The 18,996-nt window shown below is 72.5% G+C and carries 15 protein-coding genes; 8 read left to right on the top strand and 7 right to left on the bottom strand.

Annotation, left to right across the window (positions count from 1 at the left end):
* Positions 1-7: 7 nt before the first annotated feature.
* Complete coding sequence (locus tag BLR04_RS06960) at positions 8-826, bottom strand: ABC transporter ATP-binding protein (protein ID WP_090760881.1); 819 nt, start codon at positions 824-826, stop codon at positions 8-10.
* Positions 827-912: 86 nt separating this feature from the next.
* Here BLR04_RS06960 and BLR04_RS06965 point away from each other — a divergent pair, with 86 nt between their 5' ends.
* Both BLR04_RS06965 and BLR04_RS06970 read left to right on the top strand, forming a co-directional pair.
* Positions 913-2,040, top strand: a complete 1,128-nt coding sequence (locus BLR04_RS06965; RefSeq protein ID WP_090760883.1) for an L-talarate/galactarate dehydratase — start codon at positions 913-915, stop codon at positions 2,038-2,040.
* Between the two features lie 25 nt (positions 2,041-2,065).
* Positions 2,066-2,806 (top strand): FadR/GntR family transcriptional regulator, encoded by a 741-nt coding sequence (locus tag BLR04_RS06970; RefSeq protein ID WP_245740075.1) that lies wholly within the window; start codon positions 2,066-2,068, stop codon positions 2,804-2,806.
* Position 2,807: 1 nt separating this feature from the next.
* Here the strand turns inward: BLR04_RS06970 and BLR04_RS06975 are convergent, their stop codons facing one another.
* Complete coding sequence (locus tag BLR04_RS06975) at positions 2,808-4,097, bottom strand: enolase C-terminal domain-like protein (protein WP_090760885.1); 1,290 nt, start codon at positions 4,095-4,097, stop codon at positions 2,808-2,810.
* A gap of 107 nt (positions 4,098-4,204) precedes the next feature.
* Here BLR04_RS06975 and BLR04_RS06980 point away from each other — a divergent pair, with 107 nt between their 5' ends.
* The 3 genes from BLR04_RS06980 (at position 4,205) to BLR04_RS06990 (ending at position 7,505) form a co-directional block, all read left to right on the top strand.
* Entirely contained in the window at positions 4,205-5,116 is a 912-nt protein-coding gene (locus BLR04_RS06980; RefSeq protein WP_090761511.1) for a LysR family transcriptional regulator, read from the top strand.
* Between the two features lie 139 nt (positions 5,117-5,255).
* Complete coding sequence (kdgD, locus tag BLR04_RS06985; RefSeq protein WP_090760887.1) at positions 5,256-6,170, top strand: 5-dehydro-4-deoxyglucarate dehydratase; 915 nt, start codon at positions 5,256-5,258, stop codon at positions 6,168-6,170.
* A gap of 9 nt (positions 6,171-6,179) precedes the next feature.
* Positions 6,180-7,505, top strand: coding sequence for an enolase C-terminal domain-like protein (locus BLR04_RS06990; RefSeq protein ID WP_245740076.1), 1,326 nt, complete (start codon positions 6,180-6,182; stop codon positions 7,503-7,505).
* Positions 7,506-7,512: 7 nt separating this feature from the next.
* Here the strand turns inward: BLR04_RS06990 and BLR04_RS06995 are convergent, their stop codons facing one another.
* Entirely contained in the window at positions 7,513-8,373 is an 861-nt protein-coding gene (locus BLR04_RS06995; protein ID WP_090760889.1) for a DUF72 domain-containing protein, read from the bottom strand.
* A gap of 89 nt (positions 8,374-8,462) precedes the next feature.
* Between BLR04_RS06995 and BLR04_RS07000 the strand changes: the two genes are divergently transcribed.
* Complete coding sequence (locus BLR04_RS07000; RefSeq protein WP_090760893.1) at positions 8,463-9,320, top strand: NAD(+)/NADH kinase; 858 nt, start codon at positions 8,463-8,465, stop codon at positions 9,318-9,320.
* Positions 9,321-9,402: 82 nt separating this feature from the next.
* Here BLR04_RS07000 and BLR04_RS07005 read toward each other — a convergent pair whose 3' ends face one another.
* The 3 genes from BLR04_RS07005 to BLR04_RS07015 form a co-directional block, all read right to left on the bottom strand.
* Positions 9,403-14,121, bottom strand: coding sequence for an outer membrane protein assembly factor BamB family protein (locus tag BLR04_RS07005; protein WP_090760895.1), 4,719 nt, complete (start codon positions 14,119-14,121; stop codon positions 9,403-9,405).
* A gap of 29 nt (positions 14,122-14,150) precedes the next feature.
* Entirely contained in the window at positions 14,151-15,308 is a 1,158-nt protein-coding gene (locus BLR04_RS07010) for a HupE/UreJ family protein (protein WP_090760897.1), read from the bottom strand.
* A 160-nt stretch (positions 15,309-15,468) separates the two neighbouring features.
* Positions 15,469-16,842, bottom strand: a complete 1,374-nt coding sequence (locus BLR04_RS07015) for a YibE/F family protein (protein WP_090760899.1) — start codon at positions 16,840-16,842, stop codon at positions 15,469-15,471.
* A gap of 69 nt (positions 16,843-16,911) precedes the next feature.
* Here BLR04_RS07015 and BLR04_RS07020 point away from each other — a divergent pair, with 69 nt between their 5' ends.
* Positions 16,912-17,619, top strand: a complete 708-nt coding sequence (locus BLR04_RS07020) for a DUF72 domain-containing protein (RefSeq protein WP_090760901.1) — start codon at positions 16,912-16,914, stop codon at positions 17,617-17,619.
* Positions 17,619-18,587: a magnesium transporter CorA family protein gene (locus tag BLR04_RS07025; RefSeq protein WP_245740077.1), complete on the top strand. Its 969-nt coding sequence runs from the start codon at positions 17,619-17,621 to the stop codon at positions 18,585-18,587. The genes BLR04_RS07020 and BLR04_RS07025 overlap by 1 nt, the downstream gene beginning before the upstream one ends.
* Here BLR04_RS07025 and BLR04_RS07030 read toward each other — a convergent pair.
* Positions 18,565-18,975: a DUF1850 domain-containing protein gene (locus tag BLR04_RS07030; protein WP_090760903.1), complete on the bottom strand. Its 411-nt coding sequence runs from the start codon at positions 18,973-18,975 to the stop codon at positions 18,565-18,567. The genes BLR04_RS07025 and BLR04_RS07030 overlap by 23 nt on opposite strands.
* Between the last annotated feature and the right edge of the window lie 21 nt (positions 18,976-18,996).

The raw sequence follows: 18,996 nt of genomic DNA on the forward strand, positions 1-18,996 counted from the left end.
TTTCCTGTCATGTCGTCGCGGGGGTGGTTCTGCTGTGCCGGCCGACCGGCCGGGTGGCCAAGGCTCCGGTCGCTGCGTCGTGGCTGACCTCGATGCGGATCCCGTACGTCTCGCTGAGCAGGCTCTCGGTGAGCACCTGCGCGGGCGGCCCGTCCGCGCGGACCCGGCCCCCGTGCAGCAGGACGACGTGGTCGGCGATCTCGGCGGCCTGGTTGAGGTCGTGCAGGACGACGCCGATCGCCACGCCGTGCTCGTCGGCGAGGTCGCGGACGAGATCCAGCAGCTCCACCTGGTAGCGCAGGTCGAGGAACGTGGTGGGCTCGTCCAGGAGCAGCACGCCGGTGTCCTGGGCCAGGCAGGTGGCGAGCCAGACGCGTTGCAGCTCGCCGCCCGACAGCTCGTCGACCGGCCGGTCGACCATCGTCGTCACGCCGGTCAGGGCCATCGCCCTGGCGACCGCCGCGGCGCCGTCGGGGTCTCCGGCTCGCCAGCGCCGCCGGTAGGGGTGGCGGCCGTACCCGACGACGTCGGACACCCGCACGCCGCCCGGCGTGGGGCGGCTCTGCGTGAGCAGCGTGACGCGCCGGGCGAAGTCGCGCGCCGTGAGAACGGCCGCGTCGGCGCCGCCGGACAGCGTGACGGCGCCGCTGTCGGGCAGGTGCAGCCGGGCCAGCGCGCGCAGCAGCGTGGACTTGCCGCTGCCGTTCGGGCCCACCAGGGCGGTGACGTGCCCTGGGCGGAGCGTGATGTGCCCGTCCGTCACCACGGGGGTGCCGTGGTAGCTGAGGCACAGCTCGGCGCCGCGGAGGGCGATCTCCTCGGTCATGGGCTTAGGTTAGCCTAACCTTGCCTCTTTGTAGACCCCCTATGGGACTGTTGTCGTATGAGTTGGGCACTCGTACGATGACTGCCATGGCCTCCGACCGCATCCGCCACGTCTCGCTGTCGTCCGTCACCCTGCCGCTCGACGTCCCCGTCAGCGACGCCAAGGTGCTGACCGGGCGGCAGCAGCCGATGACGGAGATCGCCTTCCTCTTCGCCGAGCTGTGCACCGAGGACGGCCACGGCGGCGTCGGCTTCAGCTACTCCAAGCGGGCGGGCGGCCCGGCGCAGTACGCCCACGCCAAGGAGGTGGCCGAGAACCTGCTCGGCCAGGACCCGTCCGACATCGGCAAGGTGTACGACACGCTGCTGTGGGCGGGCGCGTCCGTGGGCCGGTCAGGGGTGGCCACCCAGGCGCTGGCCGCGATCGACATCGCCCTGTGGGACCTCAAGGCCAAGCGGGCCGGCCTGCCGCTGGCCAAGCTCCTCGGCTCCTACCGCGACTCCGTGCGGACGTACAACACCTCGGGCGGCTTCCTGCACGCGCCGGTCGAGGAGGTCAAGGAGCGCGCCGCGCGCTCCCTGGCGGACGGCATCGGCGGCATCAAGATCAAGATCGGCCAGCCCGACATGCGGGAGGACCTGCGGCGGCTCGCGGCCGTGCGCGACCACATCGGCCCCGACACGCCGCTCATGGTGGACGCCAACCAGCAGTGGGACCGGGTGAGCGCGCTCCGCTTCGGCAGGGCCGTGGAGGAGCTCGGGCTGGTGTGGATCGAGGAGCCCCTCGACGCCTACGACGCCGAGGGCCACGCCCGGCTCGCCGCCGCACTCGACACCCCGATCGCCACCGGCGAGATGCTCTCCAGCGTCGCCGAGCACGTCAGGCTCATCGAGGCCGGCGCGGCCGACATCCTCCAGCCCGACGCCCCCCGCGTCGGCGGCATCACCCCGTTCCTGCGTCTCGCCGCCCTCGCCGACCACGCCGGGCTGCAGCTCGCGCCGCACTTCGCCATGGAGATCCACGTCCACCTCGCCGCCGCCTACCCGCGCGAGCCCTGGGTCGAGCACTTCGAGTGGCTCGACCCGCTGTTCGAGGAGCGGCTGGAGATCCGCGACGGCCGCATGCTCGTCCCGAGCCGGCCGGGGCTGGGCGTCACCCTGAGCGAGCAGTGCCGCAGGTGGGCCGTGGACGGCGTCGAGTTCGGCAAGCTCTGAACCCTGGGCCGGTACATTGGCAGGCGTGCCACGCGATCTGAGACCCGGGCCCCGATCAGGGGAGAAGCTCGAGCGTGGCACCGGGCGCGGGCTGGCCCACGAGCTCGTCGAGCGGCTCAAGGCGCGCATCCTGGCGGGCGAGATCCGGCCCGGTCAGAAGCTGCCCACCGAGTCGCTGCTCATCCAGGAGTTCGGCGTGAGCCGCACGGTGGTCCGCGAGGCCATCTCCCGGCTCCAGGCGGCGGGGCTCGTCGAGACGTTCCAGGGGCGCGGCTCGTTCGTGCTCGACGTGCCCGCCTCGACGGCCTTCGCCGTGGAGACGTCCAGGGTCCGCACCCACCGTGACGTCCTCGACATGATCGACTTCCGCATCGGCGTCGAGTCCGAGGCCGCCGGGCTGGCCGCGGAACGGCGTACGGAGCTGCAGCTCAAGGCCGTCGAGCGGGCGCTGGCCGACCTCGGCCGCTCCGGCGAGCAGCCGGGCCGCGACGTCGAGGCCGACTTCGCCTTCCACCTCAAGGTCGCGCTGGCCTCGGGCAACCGGCTCTACTCCGACCTGCTCGCCTCGCTCGGCCCCATGATGATCATGCTGCCGCGCACCCGCCTCGGGCCCGCCTACACCGTCTCCGACGCCACCCACCGCACGCGGGTGGCGCTGGAGCACGAGAACGTCTACCGCGCCATCGCCGACCGTGACCCCGCCGCGGCACGCGCCGCGATGCGGCTGCACCTGTCCAACTCGCGGGCGCGGCTGCAGGCCCCCTGAGTCACCAGCGGGCGGTGTTCGGCGTGAAGCCGGGGACGATCGACCGCATGTACGCGGTGTCCTCGCGTCCGCGCTGACCGCAGGTGACGTACTGCTCGTGCAGGGCGGCCAGGGCGTCCTCGTCCAGCTCGATCCCGAGCCCCGGCCCGGTCGGCACGGCCACGCTCCCGTCGCGGAACTCCAGCACGCCCGGCCTGACCACGTCCTCGGTCTTCCACGGGTCGTGGGTGTCGCAGGCGTAGGTGAGGTTGGGGGTGGCCGCCGCCAGGTGGGTCATCGCCGCGAGGCTGATGCCCAGGTGGGAGTTGGAGTGCATCGACAGCCCGAGCCCGAACGTCTCGCAGATGCCGCCCAGCAGCGCCGAGCGCCGCAGCCCGCCCCACAGGTGGTGGTCGGACAGGACCACCTGCACGGCGTCGGCGGCCACCGCCGGCCTGAGATGCTCGAACGCGATGACGCACATGTTCGTGGCCAGCGGCAGCTCGGTGCGCTCGGCGACCAGGGCCATGCCCTCGATGCCCGGCGTCGGGTCCTCCAGGTACTCGAGGACGTCCGCGAGCCGCCCGGCCACCTCGATCGAGGTGCCGACCGTCCAGGCGCCGTTCGGGTCGATGCGCAGCGCGTGGCCGGGGAACTCCGCCGCCAGCGCCTCGACGGTCTCGATCTCGTGGCGGGGCTCGTGCACACCGCCCTTGAGCTTGACGGCGGTGAAGCCGTACTCGGTGACCATGCGCCGCGCCTGGGCGACCAGCTGCTCGGGCGTGCGGCCCTCACCCCAGTCGTCCTCGCCGTGCCCGGGGTGGCCGGCCCACTTGTAGAACAGGTACGCCGAGTACGGCACCCGCTCGCGCACCGCCCCGCCCAGCAAGTCGCTCACCGGCCGGCCGAGCGCCTTGCCCTGCAGGTCGAGCAGGGCGACCTCGAAGGGCGCGGCCACGGTGTCGACGGCGCTGGAGACCTCCAGCATGCCGCCGAAGCTCGCGCCCGCGCCGCCCGTGGACGCGCCCAGCGCCTCCACCACAACGCGGCGCAGGCCGTTCAGATCGAACACGTCCGCGCCGGGCAGCGCCGCCGCGACCGCTTCGAGCCGGTCGAGATGCGCCTGGTCGGCGTACGTCTCCCCGAGGCCCACCAGGCCCTCGTCGGCGTGCACCTGGACCACGGCCCGCAGCACGTACGGCTGGTGCACGCCCACGACGTTGAGCAGCGGCGGGTCGCGGAAGGCCACGGGCGTGACGACGACCCGGCTGACGCGTCCTGGCAGGTCGTGGGGTGGCCGGGAGGTCGGCATCGGCGGTTCTCCTTCGCCCGCGGGGCGTCTGTCCGCTCGGACATCAGGGACGTCGCTCGATGCCTGTCCAGCCCAATTTCGGTGTCAAGTGATACGGTTTGCGCATCGTGGTGACGCTTGACCAGATCAGAGCTTTCGTCGCGGTGGCCGAGGAACTCCACTTCGGCCGCGCCGCCGCCCGGCTGCGCATGACGCAGCCCCCGCTCAGCCGGCACATCCAGAAGCTGGAGCGGGCGGTGGGCGTGACCCTGCTGGAACGTGACAACCGCCGGGTCGTCCTCACCGACGCCGGCCGGGGCTTCCTGGAGGACGCGCGCCGCATGCTGTCGCTCGTCGACACCGCCGGCGACCGGGCCCGCCGGATCGCCGGCGGCGCGGCCGGCACCGTACGGCTCGGGTTCACCGCCGTCTCGGCCATCAGCATGCTCGGCGCGCTGCTGCGCCGGCTGTCGGAGGAACTGCCGGACATCGACGTGCTCCTGCACGAGCGGGTGACCGACGGCCAGGTCGAGGGCCTGCTGCGCGGGGAGCTCGACCTGGGGCTCGCCCGCCCGCCGTTCGACGTCGCCACGCTCGACTCCCGCGTCGTCTTCCGCGAGGCGCTGTGCGCGGCGGTGCCCGAGGGCCACCCCCTGGCCCGGCTCGGCCGCCCCCTCACGCCCGGCGACTTCGCAGGCCTGCCCGTGATCGGCTACCACCCCGGCCAGGCGCGCTACTTCCACGAGCTGACCGTCCGGTTCCTCGCCAACGCCCACCCCAGGATCGAGCAGCAGGTGCACCAGATCCTCACCGCCGTGCTGCTCGTGGCGGCCGGGCGAGGCGTCGCGCTGGTGCCCGCCAGCGCCCGCTCCCTCGGCATCGAGGGCATCGCGTTCTGCGACCTCGTACGCGGCGGCGGCGACCCCCTCCACGAGGGAGCCGCGGGGGAGCCCGTCGAGCTGCACGTCATCTGGGATCGCAACTCCACCAACCCGGCCCTCGCGCGCGTGCTGGAACTGCTGCCCGACCGGGAGGCCTGACGATGCTCAGGCGGCATCGCCGGATACAGAATCGCACTTGGACAGGAATCGCCGCGGCTTCCTAGCCTGGCGATCGTCAGACCTTACCGGCACTGTGGGGGAGTCCCGAGCCCGCATGTCACGACAAGGAGCGCCCGCCATGCCCGCCTACACCCCACAGGAACTCGCCGCGCAGCTCAGGAGCGGACTGCTGTCCTTCCCCGTCACGCACTTCACCGACGACCTCGAGTTCGACGAACCCCGCTACCGCGAGCACCTGGCGTGGCTGAGCGGCTACCCGGTGGCGGGCCTGTTCGCGGCCGGAGGCACGGGTGAGGGCTTCTCGCTGACGCCGTCCGAGATCGACCGGGTCGTCCGCGCGGCGGTCAGCGAGGTGGGCGGCCGGGTGCCCGTGATGGCCCCCGCCACCGGCGGCACCGCGAACGCGGTGGCGCAGGCCCGCGCGGCCGAGGAGGCCGGCGCGGACGGCCTGCTGCTCATGCCGCCCTACCTGACCGAGGCGGGCCAGGCGGGGCTGGTCGAGCATGTCTCGGCGGTGTGCCGCGCCACCGGCCTCGGCGTCGTCGTCTACAGCCGGTCGAACGCGATCCTCACCGACCGCTCGGTGCAGATCCTGGCCGAGCGGAACCCGACGCTCATCGGCTTCAAGGACGGCGTCGGCAACATCGAGAGCCTCACCCGCATCTACGCCACCGTCGGCGACCGCCTGGCCTACATCGGCGGCCTGCCCACCGCCGAGACGTTCGCCCTGCCGCTCCTCCAGCTCGGCATGAGCACGTACTCCTCGGCCATCTTCAACTTCGTGCCGCAGTACGCGCTCGACTTCTACGCCGACGTCCGGGCCCAGGACCGCGCGGCGGTCTACCGCCGCATCAGGGAGTTCGTGCTTCCCTACCTCGACATCCGCGACCGGATGAAGGGCTACGCCGTCTCGATCATCAAAGCGGGCCTGGCCGCCGTCGGGCGTCCGGCCGGACCGGTGCGGCCGCCGCTGCAGAACCTCACCGAGGGCGAGCTCGCCGACCTCACCGCCCTCATCCACAAGATCAGCTAGGAGCCCCCGGTGCCGCCCACCATCGAGCGCGTCGAGGTCGTCCCCGTCGCCGGGCACGACAGCATGCTGCTCAACCTCAGCGGCGCGCACGCGCCGTTCTTCACCCGCAACGTCGTCATCACCACCGACTCCGACGGCCGCACCGGACTCGGCGAGGCGCCCGGCGGTGAGGCGATCCGGCGCACCGTCGAGGAGGCGGCCGAGCTGCTGATCGGCCGGCCCGTGGCCCGCCGCCGCAGCCTGCTGCGCGCCGTCGCCGAACGGTACGCCTCCCGCGACGCCGGCGGGCGCGGGCAGCAGACGTACGACCTGCGCACCACCGTGCACGCCGTCGCCGGCCTCGAGTCGACCCTGCTCGACCTGCACGGCCAGCACCTCGGCGTGCCGGTGGCCGAACTGCTCGGCGAGGGCCGGCAGCGCGACCGCGTGCCCGTGCTCGGCTACCTGTTCTACGTCGGCGACCCCTGCAGGACCGACCTTCCTTACGTGGTCGACGACGTGTTCCCTGACGACCGCTGGTCGCGGCTGCGCCGCGCCGAGGCGCTCACCCCCGACGCCGTGGTGGCGCTGGCCGTGGCCGCCCAGCAGCGGTACGGCTTCACGGACTTCAAGCTCAAGGGCGGCGTGCTGGCCGGTGAGGACGAGGTCGAGACCGTCCGGGCGCTCGCGAGCCGCTTCCCCGAGGCCAGGATCACGCTCGACCCGAACGGCGGCTGGCCGCTGGGCGAGGCGATCAGGCTGTGCCGCGGGCTCGGCGGCGTGCTCGCCTACGCCGAGGACCCGTGCGGGGCCGAGGGCCGCTTCTCCGGGCGCGAGACGATGGCCGAGTTCCGCCGGGCCACCGGCCTGCCGACCGCCACCAACATGATCGCCACCGACTGGCGCGAGCTGGCCCACGCCGTACGGTCGGACGCCGTGGACATCCCGCTCGCCGACCCGCACTTCTGGACGATGGCCGGCTCGGTACGCGTCGCCCAGCTCTGCCACGACTTCGGGCTGACCTGGGGCTCGCACTCCAACAACCACTTCGACATCTCGCTGGCGATGTTCACGCACGTCGGCGCGGCCGCCCCGGGCGAGATCACGGCGCTCGACACCCACTGGATCTGGCAGGAAGGCCAGGCGCTCACCACGCGGCCGTTCCGGATCACCGGCGGCGGCATCGACGTGCCCGACACGCCTGGGCTGGGCGTCGAGCTCGACCGCGACGCCCTCGCCGCGGCCCACGAGCTCTACCTCGCCCACGGGCTCGGCGCCCGCGACGACGCCGTGGCCATGAGCTACCTCGTCCCCGGCTGGACGTTCGACCCGAAGCGGCCCTGCCTCGTCCGCTGAGCCCTGCTCAGAAGAGGGTCAGCGGCGGCTCCTCCGCCGCGGCGACCGGCTCAGGGAGCGGGGCGAGCCCGGGCAGGCCGGCACGCACCTCGTCGTGGAAGCGGCGGGCGAGCGCGGGGGCGTCGGCGTTGTCCGGCGTGTGCACGAACACGGTCGGGGAGCGGCCCTCGCGCAGCCACTCCGTGACCGTGTCCACCCACGGCCGCCAGCCCTCGGCCGTCAGCTCCTCGGCGTCGCGCCCGAGGTAGCGGACGATCGGGTGGCCGGTCAGGGCCCGCGTACGCCGCGGCACCCGGGGCTTCTTCACCCACGCGTCACGCTCGGCGTCGCTCGTCGGCGGGCTGCGGAACAGCACGGTCGTGTCGAACGGCACCCACTCCGCGCCCGCGCCGGCGAGCACGCGTTCGAGCAGGTGCGCGGCGCGCTCGTCGGCGAAGAACGCAGGATGGCGCACCTCCACGGCGTAGCGGTGGCCGCGCGGCAGCCTGTTCAGGAACGCGGCCAGCGCGCCGACGTCGGACGGGCCGAACGACCCGGGCAGCTGCACCCACAGGGCGTGCAGGCGCGGCCCCAGCGGCTCCATCGCGTCGAGGAACGTGCCCAGCACGTCGTCACCGCCGGTCAGGCGGTGCTCGTGGGTGACGGGTTTGGGGATCTTGACCACGAAACGGAAGCCGGGGGCGGTCTGCCGGGCCCACGACTCGACGGTCTCGCGCGCCGGGGTCGCGTAGAACGTCGTGTTGCCCTCGACCGCGTCGCACCAGGAGGCGTAGGCGCGCAGGCGCTCGCCCTGGGAGAGCCGGGCGGGCAGGAAACGCCCCTGCCAGCGCGCGTGCGTCCACATCGCGCATCCCACATGAAGCCGCATGACGCCGACGCTATCGAAGCCCGCGCCCGTCGCGCGCACGGGACATACCGGGGCCATCGCCACCGCGGGGGCCACGTAGGCTTGGGCGCATGGGCATGGTCGGGACGGTCGGGCTGGTGCTACACCCTCGCCGCGACTCCAAGAAGGCGATCGACACCATCCTGCGGTGGGCCGTCGAGAAACGGGTCACCGTGCTGGGCCTGCACGACGAGGTCGGGCGCATCGACTGCACGGCGGTGGCGGTCGACGCCGCGACGCTCGTGGAGCGCGCCGACCTGCTCGTCGGCATCGGCGGCGACGGCACGATGCTGCGCACCATGCGCCTGATCGCCGGGCGGCCGACGCCCATCCTGGGGGTCAACCTCGGACGGCTCGGGTTCCTCGCCGAGATCGACGTCGACGAGCTGGAGCAGACGCTGTCGGCCATCGACGCCCACGCGTACACGATCGAGCCGCGCATGGCGATCCGCGCCACCGTCGGGGGCGCGGAGGTGACCGCGTTCAACGACATCGCGCTCGTCCGCATCCCGGGGGAGGGGCTCGCCGGGGTGACGGTCACCCCGGCAGGAAGCCCCTTCGTCCGGTACGCCGCCGACGCCGTGATCGTGGCCACCTCCACCGGGTCCACCGCCTACAGCTTCTCGGCCGGCGGGCCGCTGGTCTCGCCCCGCGTCGAGGCGGTGCTCGTGGTGGCCGCGGCCGCTCACTCGGCGTTCAACCGGGCGCTGGTGCTGCCCGCCGACGAGGAGGTCGCCCTCCAGGTGGGGCCGACGAACGGGCGCCTGGCGGTCGAGGTCGACGGCAACGTGGTCGGCCACCTGTCACCTGGCGACCGCATCACCGTGAAGGCCTGGCCGGGCGCGGCCAAGGTGGTCCGGCTCGGCACCACCTTCTACGAACGCGCCCGCCGCAAGCTCCGCGTCGACGGCGGCGTCGACCCCTGCTGACCGCGCGCCACCCGGACCTGGAAAAACGGAACCGGCCCGGATGGCGTCCGGGCCGGTTCTGTGGGGGTGCGGTGGAGGTGCGTTACGGCGCGGTGACCCCGTCGAGGACGCTCACCGCGTCGCTGCCCGGCGTGACGACGAGCTTGCGGGTGAGCGTGTAGGAGCCGCCCGCCGGCACGTCGACGTTGAACCGGCTCATCACCCAGTTGCCCGCGGCGTACACGTCGAAGGCGTCGGACGGCGTGCCGTACACGAGGCCGAAGACCTGCGGATCGGTGCCGGTCATGCCGAAGTACGGCTTGGTCGGCTTGTACTCCGCCGTCGCGCCCGCCGGCACGATGCCGGCGCCCGGGATGACGCTGGCCTGGCCGGCCGCGTCGTGGTCCATCGCGTCGCCGGTCCACACGTTGAGCGGGGCCGAGCCGGAGTTGCTCAGTTCCGTCGAGACCGTGGCGAAGTCGTCGCCCGGCTTCAGCGTGTACGTCGTCGTCGCCGTCAGGCCCGTGAAGCCCTTGACCGGCCCGGACACCTGAACGACGGCCTGGTCACCGGTCGCCTGGACGATCTTGACGTCGGTGGCCGCCACCGACCGGATGTCCCACGCGCTGGTGCCGGTCGGCTGGGCAGCCGACACGTAGGGCAGGTTGATCCAGTCGAACTGGTCGGCCATGCCGCGGACGGCGAGGTCGACCGGCTTGCCGCGGGTGCCGCCGGACAGCTGCGAGTCGTTGTACGCGTCGGCGATCGCCATCGAGAGCTTGTCGTTCTCGAGCATGACGTCACCGGGGCCCGCCTCGACCAGACCCGAGCCGATCTGCTTGCCGTAGCTCGCCTCGACCGTGACCGGGCTGAGCTCGACGTCGGCGCCGCCGCTGCCGGCCGCCGGGACGGTGACCTTGCCGGTCGCCGTCTGGTAGCCGACCTTGGACACCCGGACGTCGTACTCGCCGGCCGGGGCCTTGACGAGGTACGTGCCCTGGGCGTCGCTGCCCGTGCTCGCGACCGCCGTGCCGGCCTGCTCCAGGACGACCCGGGCGCCGGGGACGGGCGAGCCGCCCGCGGTGATCGTGCCGGCCGCGCGGGCGGCGTCCGGGACGGTCGTGTCGTGCAGGTCGATCTCGTCGACCCACCGCGCGATGTTGCCGGTGGGGTCGCCGCCGGACGTCGCGTAGTCGGTCAGGTGGTAGAAGCTGAACTCCTTGGTGGCGCCGGGCGCCATCGAGGCGTCGTAGTAGAGACCGTCGACGTAGCCGAACCCGCCGACCGCGGCCGGCGTGTCCTGCGCCCACGCGAGAGCGTGGGCGGCCTGGCCGTTCGTGGTGGCCGTGTCGGCGCCGACGTAGACGTAGTTCCCGGTCCAGCCCGAGGTCTTCAGACCCGGGTTGACGCCGGCGAACCCGGGGATCCTGGCGTTGTCGACCGAGCTGTCGGGGTCGATCATGTAGTTGAAGTAGCCCTGGTAGGCCGTCGTGCCGGTGTTGGTCAGCTTGACCGTCATCTTCACGATCGGGGCGTCGGGCAGGGTCTCGTAGCGCACCCGCGCCTTGATCGACGGGTCGGCCCGGTACTGACCGTCGCCGACCACGGCGGCGCCGTCGACCGCGAGGCCGGGCAGGTCGAGCTGGTCGTTCGGCCGCTCCCACGAGTCGGGCGGCGTCAGGCTCGGACGCAGCAACATCTCGCCCCAGTCGAGAGTCTCGGCGCCGTTGGCGTCGCCCAGCATGAGGTCCGACAGCGCGCCCTGGCCCAGACCGCCGGCGCCGTTGTTGCCGCCGACGCCGTTGTCACCGGCGGCGTACGGCGTCACCGACGCCCGGACCTTGTCGTTGGCCAGGTAGAAGTACTCCTTGCCGTTGACGACGTCCGTGCGCGTGCTGCCGTTGCCGTAGTCCGGCGCGTACGTCGACTTCCCGGCGACCGGGTGGTTCACCTTGATCAGCTTCAGGTCGGCCTTCGCGCTGCCGGTGGCGCGGACCGTGACGGCGACGGTCGAGCGCTCGTCGGCGATCAGGCCGCGCTTGGCCGCGGTGACGGTCCAGGTCGCCGCCGGCAGGCCGATCCGGTAGTGGCCCTTGGCGTCGGTGGTGGTGACGGCGGTGTCCTGGCCGTCGGCGACGGCGGTGACCTTCGCGCCGGCGATCGCGGCGCCCGTCTCCGGGTCGCTGACCGTGCCGGTCACGGTCGCCCAGCGCTGGGCGGACTCGCCGCCGGGCACGTAGGCGTAGAGGTTGCCGTCCCAGGTGCCCGTCACGACGGTGTTGCCGCTGACGGCCGGGCCGGCGCCCACCCAGGTGCCGATCTCGTGGCTCCACAGGATCTGGCCGGTGTCGGTGGCCAGGGCGTAGAACCTGCCGTTGTTCGCGCCGACGAAGAGCGTGTCACCGGCCACGACCGGGCTGGACATGACGCCGCCGTGGTAGATGTCGCCGGGCAGCGCCCGCTCCCAGAAGACGTTGCCGGTCCTGGCGTCGAGGGCGACGACGGCGCCGCTCGGGAAGCCCATGTAGACGACGCCGTCCTTGACGGCCGCGGCGCTCGGGGTCGAGCCGCTCGAGACGAGCGAGGAGCGCGGGCTCGTGTACGTCCACAGCGTCTCGCCGGTCTTGGCGTCACGCGCGGCGATGCCGTTGTTGGCGCCGATGAAGACCTTGCCATCGGCCGCGGTCGGGACGCCGTCCTGCCAGCTGCCGAGTGACTCGGTGCCGGTCCACTTGCGGGCGCCGGTGGCCAGGTCGTAGGCGAGCACGCGGTCGGCGGTCTGGTTGCCGACGTACACGGTGCCGTCCATGACGGCAGGGGTGCCGTCGCTCATCTGGTTGCCGGACATCGGCGAGGCCCAGATCTGCTTGCCGGTCCTGGTGTCGAGCGCCTTGAGTACGCCCTGGCTGCCGATGCCGAAGCGGGTCTGGTACGGCCAGAGCACCGTGTGGCCGGAGACGGCGGGCGAGTAGTAGCCGTAGGTGCGCTGGTTGTTCGGCGCCGGTGCCTCCTCGGGCACGGCCTTCCAGCGCAGCTCGCCCTTCTTGGCGTCGACGGCGTAGAGCTCCGAGCCGAGGGTCGGTGCGAGGACCAGGCCGTCACCGTAGGCGAGGCTGCCGTGGATCGACTGCGGCACCTCGTAGTTCCACAGCTCCTTGCCGTCCTTCAGCCGGACGGCGTGGAGGCGGCTGTTGCCGTCGCCGTTCTCGTCGCGGGTGCCCGCGTAGACGACGCCGTCGTGGATGACCGGCGACCCGGTGAGGAAGGTGCCCTCGGTACGGAAGCTCCAGGCCAGCCGGCGGCCTGCCTCCTGCGCCGGAGCGATGCCGGAGTGCGCCGCGTCGCCGTGGTGCTGGTCCCAGTCGTCCCCGGCGACCGGCTTGAGGCCCGGGCCGTGGGTGAGGGTGAAGTCCGCCGACTTGGTCCAGGTCTTGCCCGCCGCGTCGACCACCTGCACGTCGACGCGGTGGTCACCGGCCTTCTGCCGGTTGGCGGGAAGGTCGGCCTGCCAGGTGAACTCACCGGTGTGCCGCAGCGGCGACCACTTCTGGTCGCCGTCGAGCCGGTAGCTCGCCGAGACGACCTCGTCGCCGGTGTCGTAGGCGTTGACCTGGATGCCGGGGAACTTCACGGCCGGCACCGTCGAGCCGGGCGCGGGGCTGACGATGGTCAGGTGCTCGTTCTCGCCGTACATCCGGAACGGGTTGTCGAAGCCGGGGCCCGCCATGTGGATGTAGCGGAAGCCGCGGGGCGCGTTGTCGATCGTGTACGAGCTCGACACCGTCTGGATGTGCTTGGCGGTCGAGGCGAACTTCGAGTTCTTCTCGACGTGGTTGGAGTGCTCGTGGCCGACCAGGATCAGCTGCGCGTCGTACTTCTCGAGCACGTCACCGAAGGCGTCGTACTCCGACGGCGAGCCGAACGGGACGTTCATCGGCTGGTGCGTGAGGACGACCAGCTCGATCTTGTCCTTCTGGTCCTTGCCGAGCGGAACGCTCGCGGCGAGGTCGTCCTGGAGCCAGGCGAGCTCCTCCTCGAACGGGGCCGAGCCGTTGTTCTCCAGCACCACGAAGTGCCGGTTGCCGTAGTTGAACGAGTACCACTCGGGGCCGACGTTCCTGCGGTAGTTCTCGATCCGCTCCGCGTACGCCGAGCCGCTCCCGTACTCGTGGTTGCCGACGGCGGGCCACACGCCGACGGCCGACTGCTGGGCGCCGCGACGGTAGGTGTCGAACTGGCCCTGGCTGGCGTCGTTGGTGAGGTCGCCGCTGACCGCGATGAAGCGCAGGTCGGTGCCCGTGGAGTTGATCTCGCGGATCTGGTCGGGCAGCTGCGCGTTGACGTGCGGGTCGGCGATGTTGGCCCAGGAGAAGGCGTTGCCGTCGGAGAGCTCGTCACGGACGAGCCCGAAGTCCGCGGTCGCGGTGGCGTCGTCGGCGAGCTCGCCGAGGTTGGCCCAGAACTTCGGCTCCTTGTACTGGTCCAGGCCGAACCGGTAGCCGCGCGGCTGACTGGCCCACACGATGTCCGTCCTGCGACGGTCGGTGGAGATCGTCAGCGAGTAGGAGCCGTCGGCGGCGGTCGTGGTGGCGACCTTGCCGTCGGAGACGCGCACACCGGCCAGGCCGGCCTCGCCGGGGTTGCGCTGCCCGTCGCCGTTGGCGTCGACGTACACGACGCCGCTGACGGTGGCCTCCGGCGGGTCTATGGCGGCCGCCGCGTACGACGCGAGCGGGCCCCCCACGACGCCGGCGGCGAGCCCCAGCGTGGTGGTGTACAGGACGACGCGCAGGCGCGCGCGTGTCCAGGTTAACGAGGACATCACAATCCTTTTGCGTGGGTGGGTGGGTGTCAGGCCAGGAACGGCGAGCGTTCGACGAACCAGACCAGACCGGCACCGGCGACCGCTACGGTCGCCGCGACGGTGCCGAGCGTGAGGGCGCGAGCGGCGACCGGCGTGGTCGCCACCCTGCGCACGAACAGCAGCGCAGGGAAGAACAGCGCGATGATCGCCAGCTGGGCGAGTTCGATGCCGACGTTGAAGAAGACCAGGTCGGCGAGCGTCGAGGCCGACAGCGGCCCGTCGACGGTGAGCGTGCCCGCGAAGCCGAGCCCGTGCAGCAGCCCGAAGCCGAACACCACGGGCAGCCGGTGGCGAGCCGTCGGCGAGAGCAGGTTGTCGAGCGCGACGAACGCGATAGACAGCGCGATGAGCGGCTCGACGATCCACCCGGGCACGCTGACCCAGCCGATCGCGGCCAGCACCAGGGTCACCGAGTGCGCGATGGTGAAGGCCGAGGCGACCTGGACGACGTCGCGCAGCCGCTTCGCGCCCAGCAGCAGCGCCAGCAGGAACAGCACGTGGTCGAGCCCGGTGAGCAGGTGCTCCGCCCCGAGCCTGACGAACCGCGGGATCTCGCTGAGCAGGTCGGTGTGCCCCACCGTGACGCTGGTGCGGGCGGTGTCGAGCAGCGTCGAACCGCGGCGTCCGTCGATGGCGTAGGCCACCATCGTCGTGGTCTCGTCCACGACGCCGTCGGAGGCCTGGAAGATGTCGCTGCGGACGGTGAGCGCGCCGGACGCCGGGCATTCGTAGGCGAGCGCGACCTGCACCGCGCCGGAGTCGGCGAGTTCGACGCGGGCGCCGTCCTCGGCGGTGCACCCGATCAGGCCGCGGCTCAGCCGCAGCCGCTCGCCGACGTAGGCCGCCGCGTCGCCCGCGTGCGCGTCCAGCGAGCGGCGCCGCACCTCGGCCGGCACCTCGGCGGTGTTGGGGTCCGCGTCCGGGCTCAGGGCGCCGTCGAGGCTCAGCAGCCGGGCGAGGACGTCGTACTCGACGTCGACGACGGCGGCGACGCCGTCGCCCTGGCTGCGCAGGTCGACCGCGACCGAGGTCGCGCGCACGTGAGCCTGCGCCGGAGCGGCGAGGAGGAACACGGCGAGAAAGGCGGCGAGAAATGCGGCGAGGGACGCGGTGGCAAGGGCGGCGAGAAACGCCAGGAGACGCACGGGAGAGCACTTCCGTCGTGGAGGGGAACGGCGGTCGTTTCCCAACCCTGCAGTGATCGCTCAGCGCTCGGCAACTCCAGATGACCTTGTTCATCGACCCTTCCGCCGCCGGTCACCGCCTGTCCGGAACAAGGTCTCCCGGCGAGCCGAAACAGGCGGATCAACCGTCCACGCGGCGGCGGTGCCGGGCTGGGCGATCCGGTTCGGCCACGGGCAGCGCGTTTCCTGGTGGGTCGACCCGCCGCTCCCTGGGCGAGAAGAAGTCGTCGTCGGGGAGCGGGGCGAAGAGGTCGTCGTCGTGCGGTGTCGCGGCCGTGGGCCGGGTCCACCGGCGGTCCGGCTGTGGCGTCCCAGGCGGGGTGTCGTCTCCCGCGGGCGCGGCGCGGCGGGTGGCGATGAGGGCGGCCAGGGCCGTGGTGACCGGCACCGCGGCGATCAGCCCGAGGGTGCCGACGACGCTGCGCACGATCTCCTGGGCGATCACCGGCGTCGTCAGCACCTGGCCCAGCGGCTGCTGCCCGATGCTGAACAGCAGCAGCAGCGGCAGCGACGCCCCCGCGTACGCCAGGATGATCGTGTTGATCACCGAGGCGATGTGGGCCCGGCCGACCCGCGCGCCCGCCCGGTAGAGGCGGGCGAACCCGTACGAAGGGTTGGCGCGCGCCAGCTCGGCCACCGTCACCGACTGCGTGACCGTGACGTCGTCGAGCACGCCGAGCGCGCCGATGATGATGCTCGCCAGCAGCAGCCCCTGGGTGTCGATCGGCAGGCTCATGTCGAGCGCGAGCGCGCTGTCGTCGGTGACCCCGTTCAGCCGGGCGAACCCCAGCGCGCCGTACGACAGCAGCCCCGTCAGCGCCAGGCTGGCCAGCGTGCCGAGCACCGCCACCGAGGTGGTCGGCGAGAAGCCGTGGGTCAGGTAGAGCACCGACAGCATGATCGCCGCCGCCCCCACGACGGCCACCAGCATGGGCGGCCGCCCCTCCAGGATCCCGGGGATGACGAACGTCAGCAGCAGCACGAACGTGATGGCGAGGCCCACCAGCGCGGTGAGCCCGCGCCAGCGCCCGAACGCGACGACGGCGAGCGCGAACGCCGCCCCGAACACCCACAGCGGCACGGCCCTGTCGTGGTCGGAGATCTGGTACTCGCCGTCGGCGGCGTGCAGCAGGATCACGTCGTCGCCCGCGGCGAAGCGCTGGGCGCCAGGCCCGCTCGGCAGGCGCAGCTCGACGTCCTGGCCGGCGTCCGGGCCCGCGGTGATCGTGACGGTCGCCCGGCCGCAGGTGGCGGGGTCGGGGCGGGGCGAGCCCTCGGGGACGGCGGCGCAGCGTTTCAGCGCGACGGCGACGATCGTGCCGGTGCGGCGCTCGACGCCGGCCTGCGCCGTGTCGTCCTGCCGTCCGCCGTCCGGCCACAGCCACACGAGCGCGCCCAGCGTGACGACCGCGAGCGGCACGAGGACGGACAGGACGGCGACCACCGCGCGCCGCGACATGGGCACGGCGGGGCCGTGAGAGTGATGGGCGCCCATGGGGTGCAGGTCCTCCTCAGTACGAGGAGGACAGTACTGCACGCCGCCGCGCGGGGTAGGCGCAAACGCATGACGTTGCTGGTCGGCACCTCGGGGTGGCAGTACAAGGACTGGCGCGGAGTGCTGTACCCGGAGGGCGTTCCGCAGCGGCTCTGGCTGGAGACGTACGCGGACGAGTTCCCCACGGTCGAGAACAACAACGCCTTCTACCGGCTGCCGAGCGCCGGGACGTTCGCGTCCTGGCGCGACCGCACGCCGCCCGCGTTCGTGATGGCGGTCAAGGCCAGCAGGTTCCTCACCCACATCAGACGGCTGGCGGAGCCGGAGGAGCCCGTACGGCGTCTCGTGGGGGTCGCCTCCGAGCTGAAGGACAAGCTGGGCCCGGTCCTGCTGCAGCTGCCGCCGACCCTGCGGGCCGCCCCCGACCGACTCGACCGCTGCCTGGCCTGCTTCCCCGAGCACGTCCTGGTGGCCGTCGAGCCGCGTCACGAGTCGTGGTGGACGGCGGAGGTCCGCGACGTCCTGTGCGCCCGCGGCGCCGCGCTGTGCTGGGCCGACCGGCTCGGCAGGCCGCAGAGCCCGTTCTGGCGTACGGCGGACTGGGGTTACGTCCGCCTGCACGAGGGCCGGGCGGGTTTCGCCTACGGCGAGACCGCGCTGCGGACGTGGGCCCGGCGGGTGCGTGAGGCGGGCTGGCGCGACGCCTACGTCTACTTCAACAACGACCCAGGGGGCGCGGCAGTGCGCAACGCGCGACGATTCACCGGGCTGGTCTAGTGCAGACCCGCCTGTACCGCGACGGCGTCCTCACGAAGGAGGGCTTCCCGGTCGAGGAGGTCGCCGGGCACGTCGCCGACCGCCGCAACACGGTGTGGTTCGACCTGTGCTCGCCCTCGCCGGACGAGCTCAGGCTGCTCGCCGAGGAGCTCGGCGTGCACGAGCTGGCCGTCGAGGACGTCCTGTCCGGCCACCAGCGGCCCAAGGTGGACGTCTACGACAACCACTTGTTCCTCACCGTCTACGGCGTCCACTGCGACGCGGGCCGCGTCGTCCCGGTCGAGGTCGACGTCTTCGTCACCCGCAACGCCCTGGTCACCGTGCGGGCGAGCGAGCGCTTCGACATCGGCGAGGTGACCCGCCGCTGGGACACCCAGCGCCGCCTGGCCGGGCACGGCGTGACGTTCCTGCTGCACGGCCTGCTCGACTACGTGGTCGACACCCACCTCGACCTGGTGCAGGACCTCGACGCGCGGGCCGAGGAGCTGGAGGAGTCGCTGTTCGGGGACGAGGTGTGCGACGGCAGGAAGATGCAGCGCGCGATGTACGCGCTGCGCAAGGACACCTCCCGGCTGCGCAAGGTCGCCGTCCCGATGCGGGAGGTGCTCGGCACGCTGATCCGCCGTGACCAGGACATCGTCGGCGACCACGTGCTGGCGCCGTACTACGCGGACGTGCGCGACCACGTGCTGCGCGTCGGCGAGGGGGTCGAGGCGGTCCGCGAGATGCTGGCGAGCGCCCGCGAGATGCGGCTGGCGCAGCAGGGGTTCCGGCTCGACGAGGTCATGAAGCGCATCACGAGCTGGGCCGCGATCATCGCGGTGCCGACCCTGATCACCGGCTTCTACGGCCAGAACCTGCCGTTCCCCGGTTCCGGCGAGCCGTGGGGGTTCTGGGTGTCCACGGTGCTGGTCGCGGTGGTGTCGGTGTCGCTGTACTCGATCTTCAAGCGGAACGACTGGTTGTGATGGTGTCGAAGGGCGGGCGGCAGGGCTCTCCCCGTACGTCGAGGGTGGCCCGCAGGGCGAGGCGCACCTCGTCCGCGCCGCGCGCCGGGTAGAGCGGCAGGCAGCGCCCGCCGGAGACCACCGTCCTGCGGCCGATCGAGGTGGTGAGCAGCGACAGCTCCTCGTACGTCGCCGGTTCTGCCAGGCGCAGCAGCCACCGGCCGTCGGGGGTGCGGGACCGCTCGCCGTCCAGGGCGTAGTAGTCGAGCACGCTCGAGTTACGCGAGATGACCGTCCGCATGGTGAAGCGGCGGCCCTCCACGGTGAACACCTCCGCGGAGGGCGCCTTGTAGATCGAGTGCACGTACGCGATCGCGAAAGTCCCGCTGGTCACCGGCAGCCCGTTCACGGTCGGGGCTCCTGAGCCGCC

It is taken from the genome of Nonomuraea maritima (assembly GCF_900100395.1).
Lineage (GTDB): Bacteria > Actinomycetota > Actinomycetes > Streptosporangiales > Streptosporangiaceae > Nonomuraea > Nonomuraea maritima.

Bases quoted from the DNA above. Each gene is read 5' to 3' on its own strand.
- BLR04_RS06960 (WP_090760881.1), bottom strand. From the start codon at position 826: ATGACCGAGGAGATCGCCCTCCGCGGCGCCGAGCTGTGCCTCAGCTAC.
- BLR04_RS06965 (WP_090760883.1), top strand. From the start codon at position 913: ATGGCCTCCGACCGCATCCGCCACGTCTCGCTGTCGTCCGTCACCCTG.
- BLR04_RS06975 (WP_090760885.1), bottom strand. From the start codon at position 4,097: ATGCCGACCTCCCGGCCACCCCACGACCTGCCAGGACGCGTCAGCCGG.
- kdgD (WP_090760887.1), top strand. From the start codon at position 5,256: ATGCCCGCCTACACCCCACAGGAACTCGCCGCGCAGCTCAGGAGCGGA.
- BLR04_RS06995 (WP_090760889.1), bottom strand. From the start codon at position 8,373: ATGCGGCTTCATGTGGGATGCGCGATGTGGACGCACGCGCGCTGGCAG.
- BLR04_RS07000 (WP_090760893.1), top strand. From the start codon at position 8,463: ATGGGCATGGTCGGGACGGTCGGGCTGGTGCTACACCCTCGCCGCGAC.
- BLR04_RS07005 (WP_090760895.1), bottom strand. From the start codon at position 14,121: ATGTCCTCGTTAACCTGGACACGCGCGCGCCTGCGCGTCGTCCTGTAC.
- BLR04_RS07015 (WP_090760899.1), bottom strand. From the start codon at position 16,842: ATGGGCGCCCATCACTCTCACGGCCCCGCCGTGCCCATGTCGCGGCGC.
- BLR04_RS07020 (WP_090760901.1), top strand. From the start codon at position 16,912: ATGACGTTGCTGGTCGGCACCTCGGGGTGGCAGTACAAGGACTGGCGC.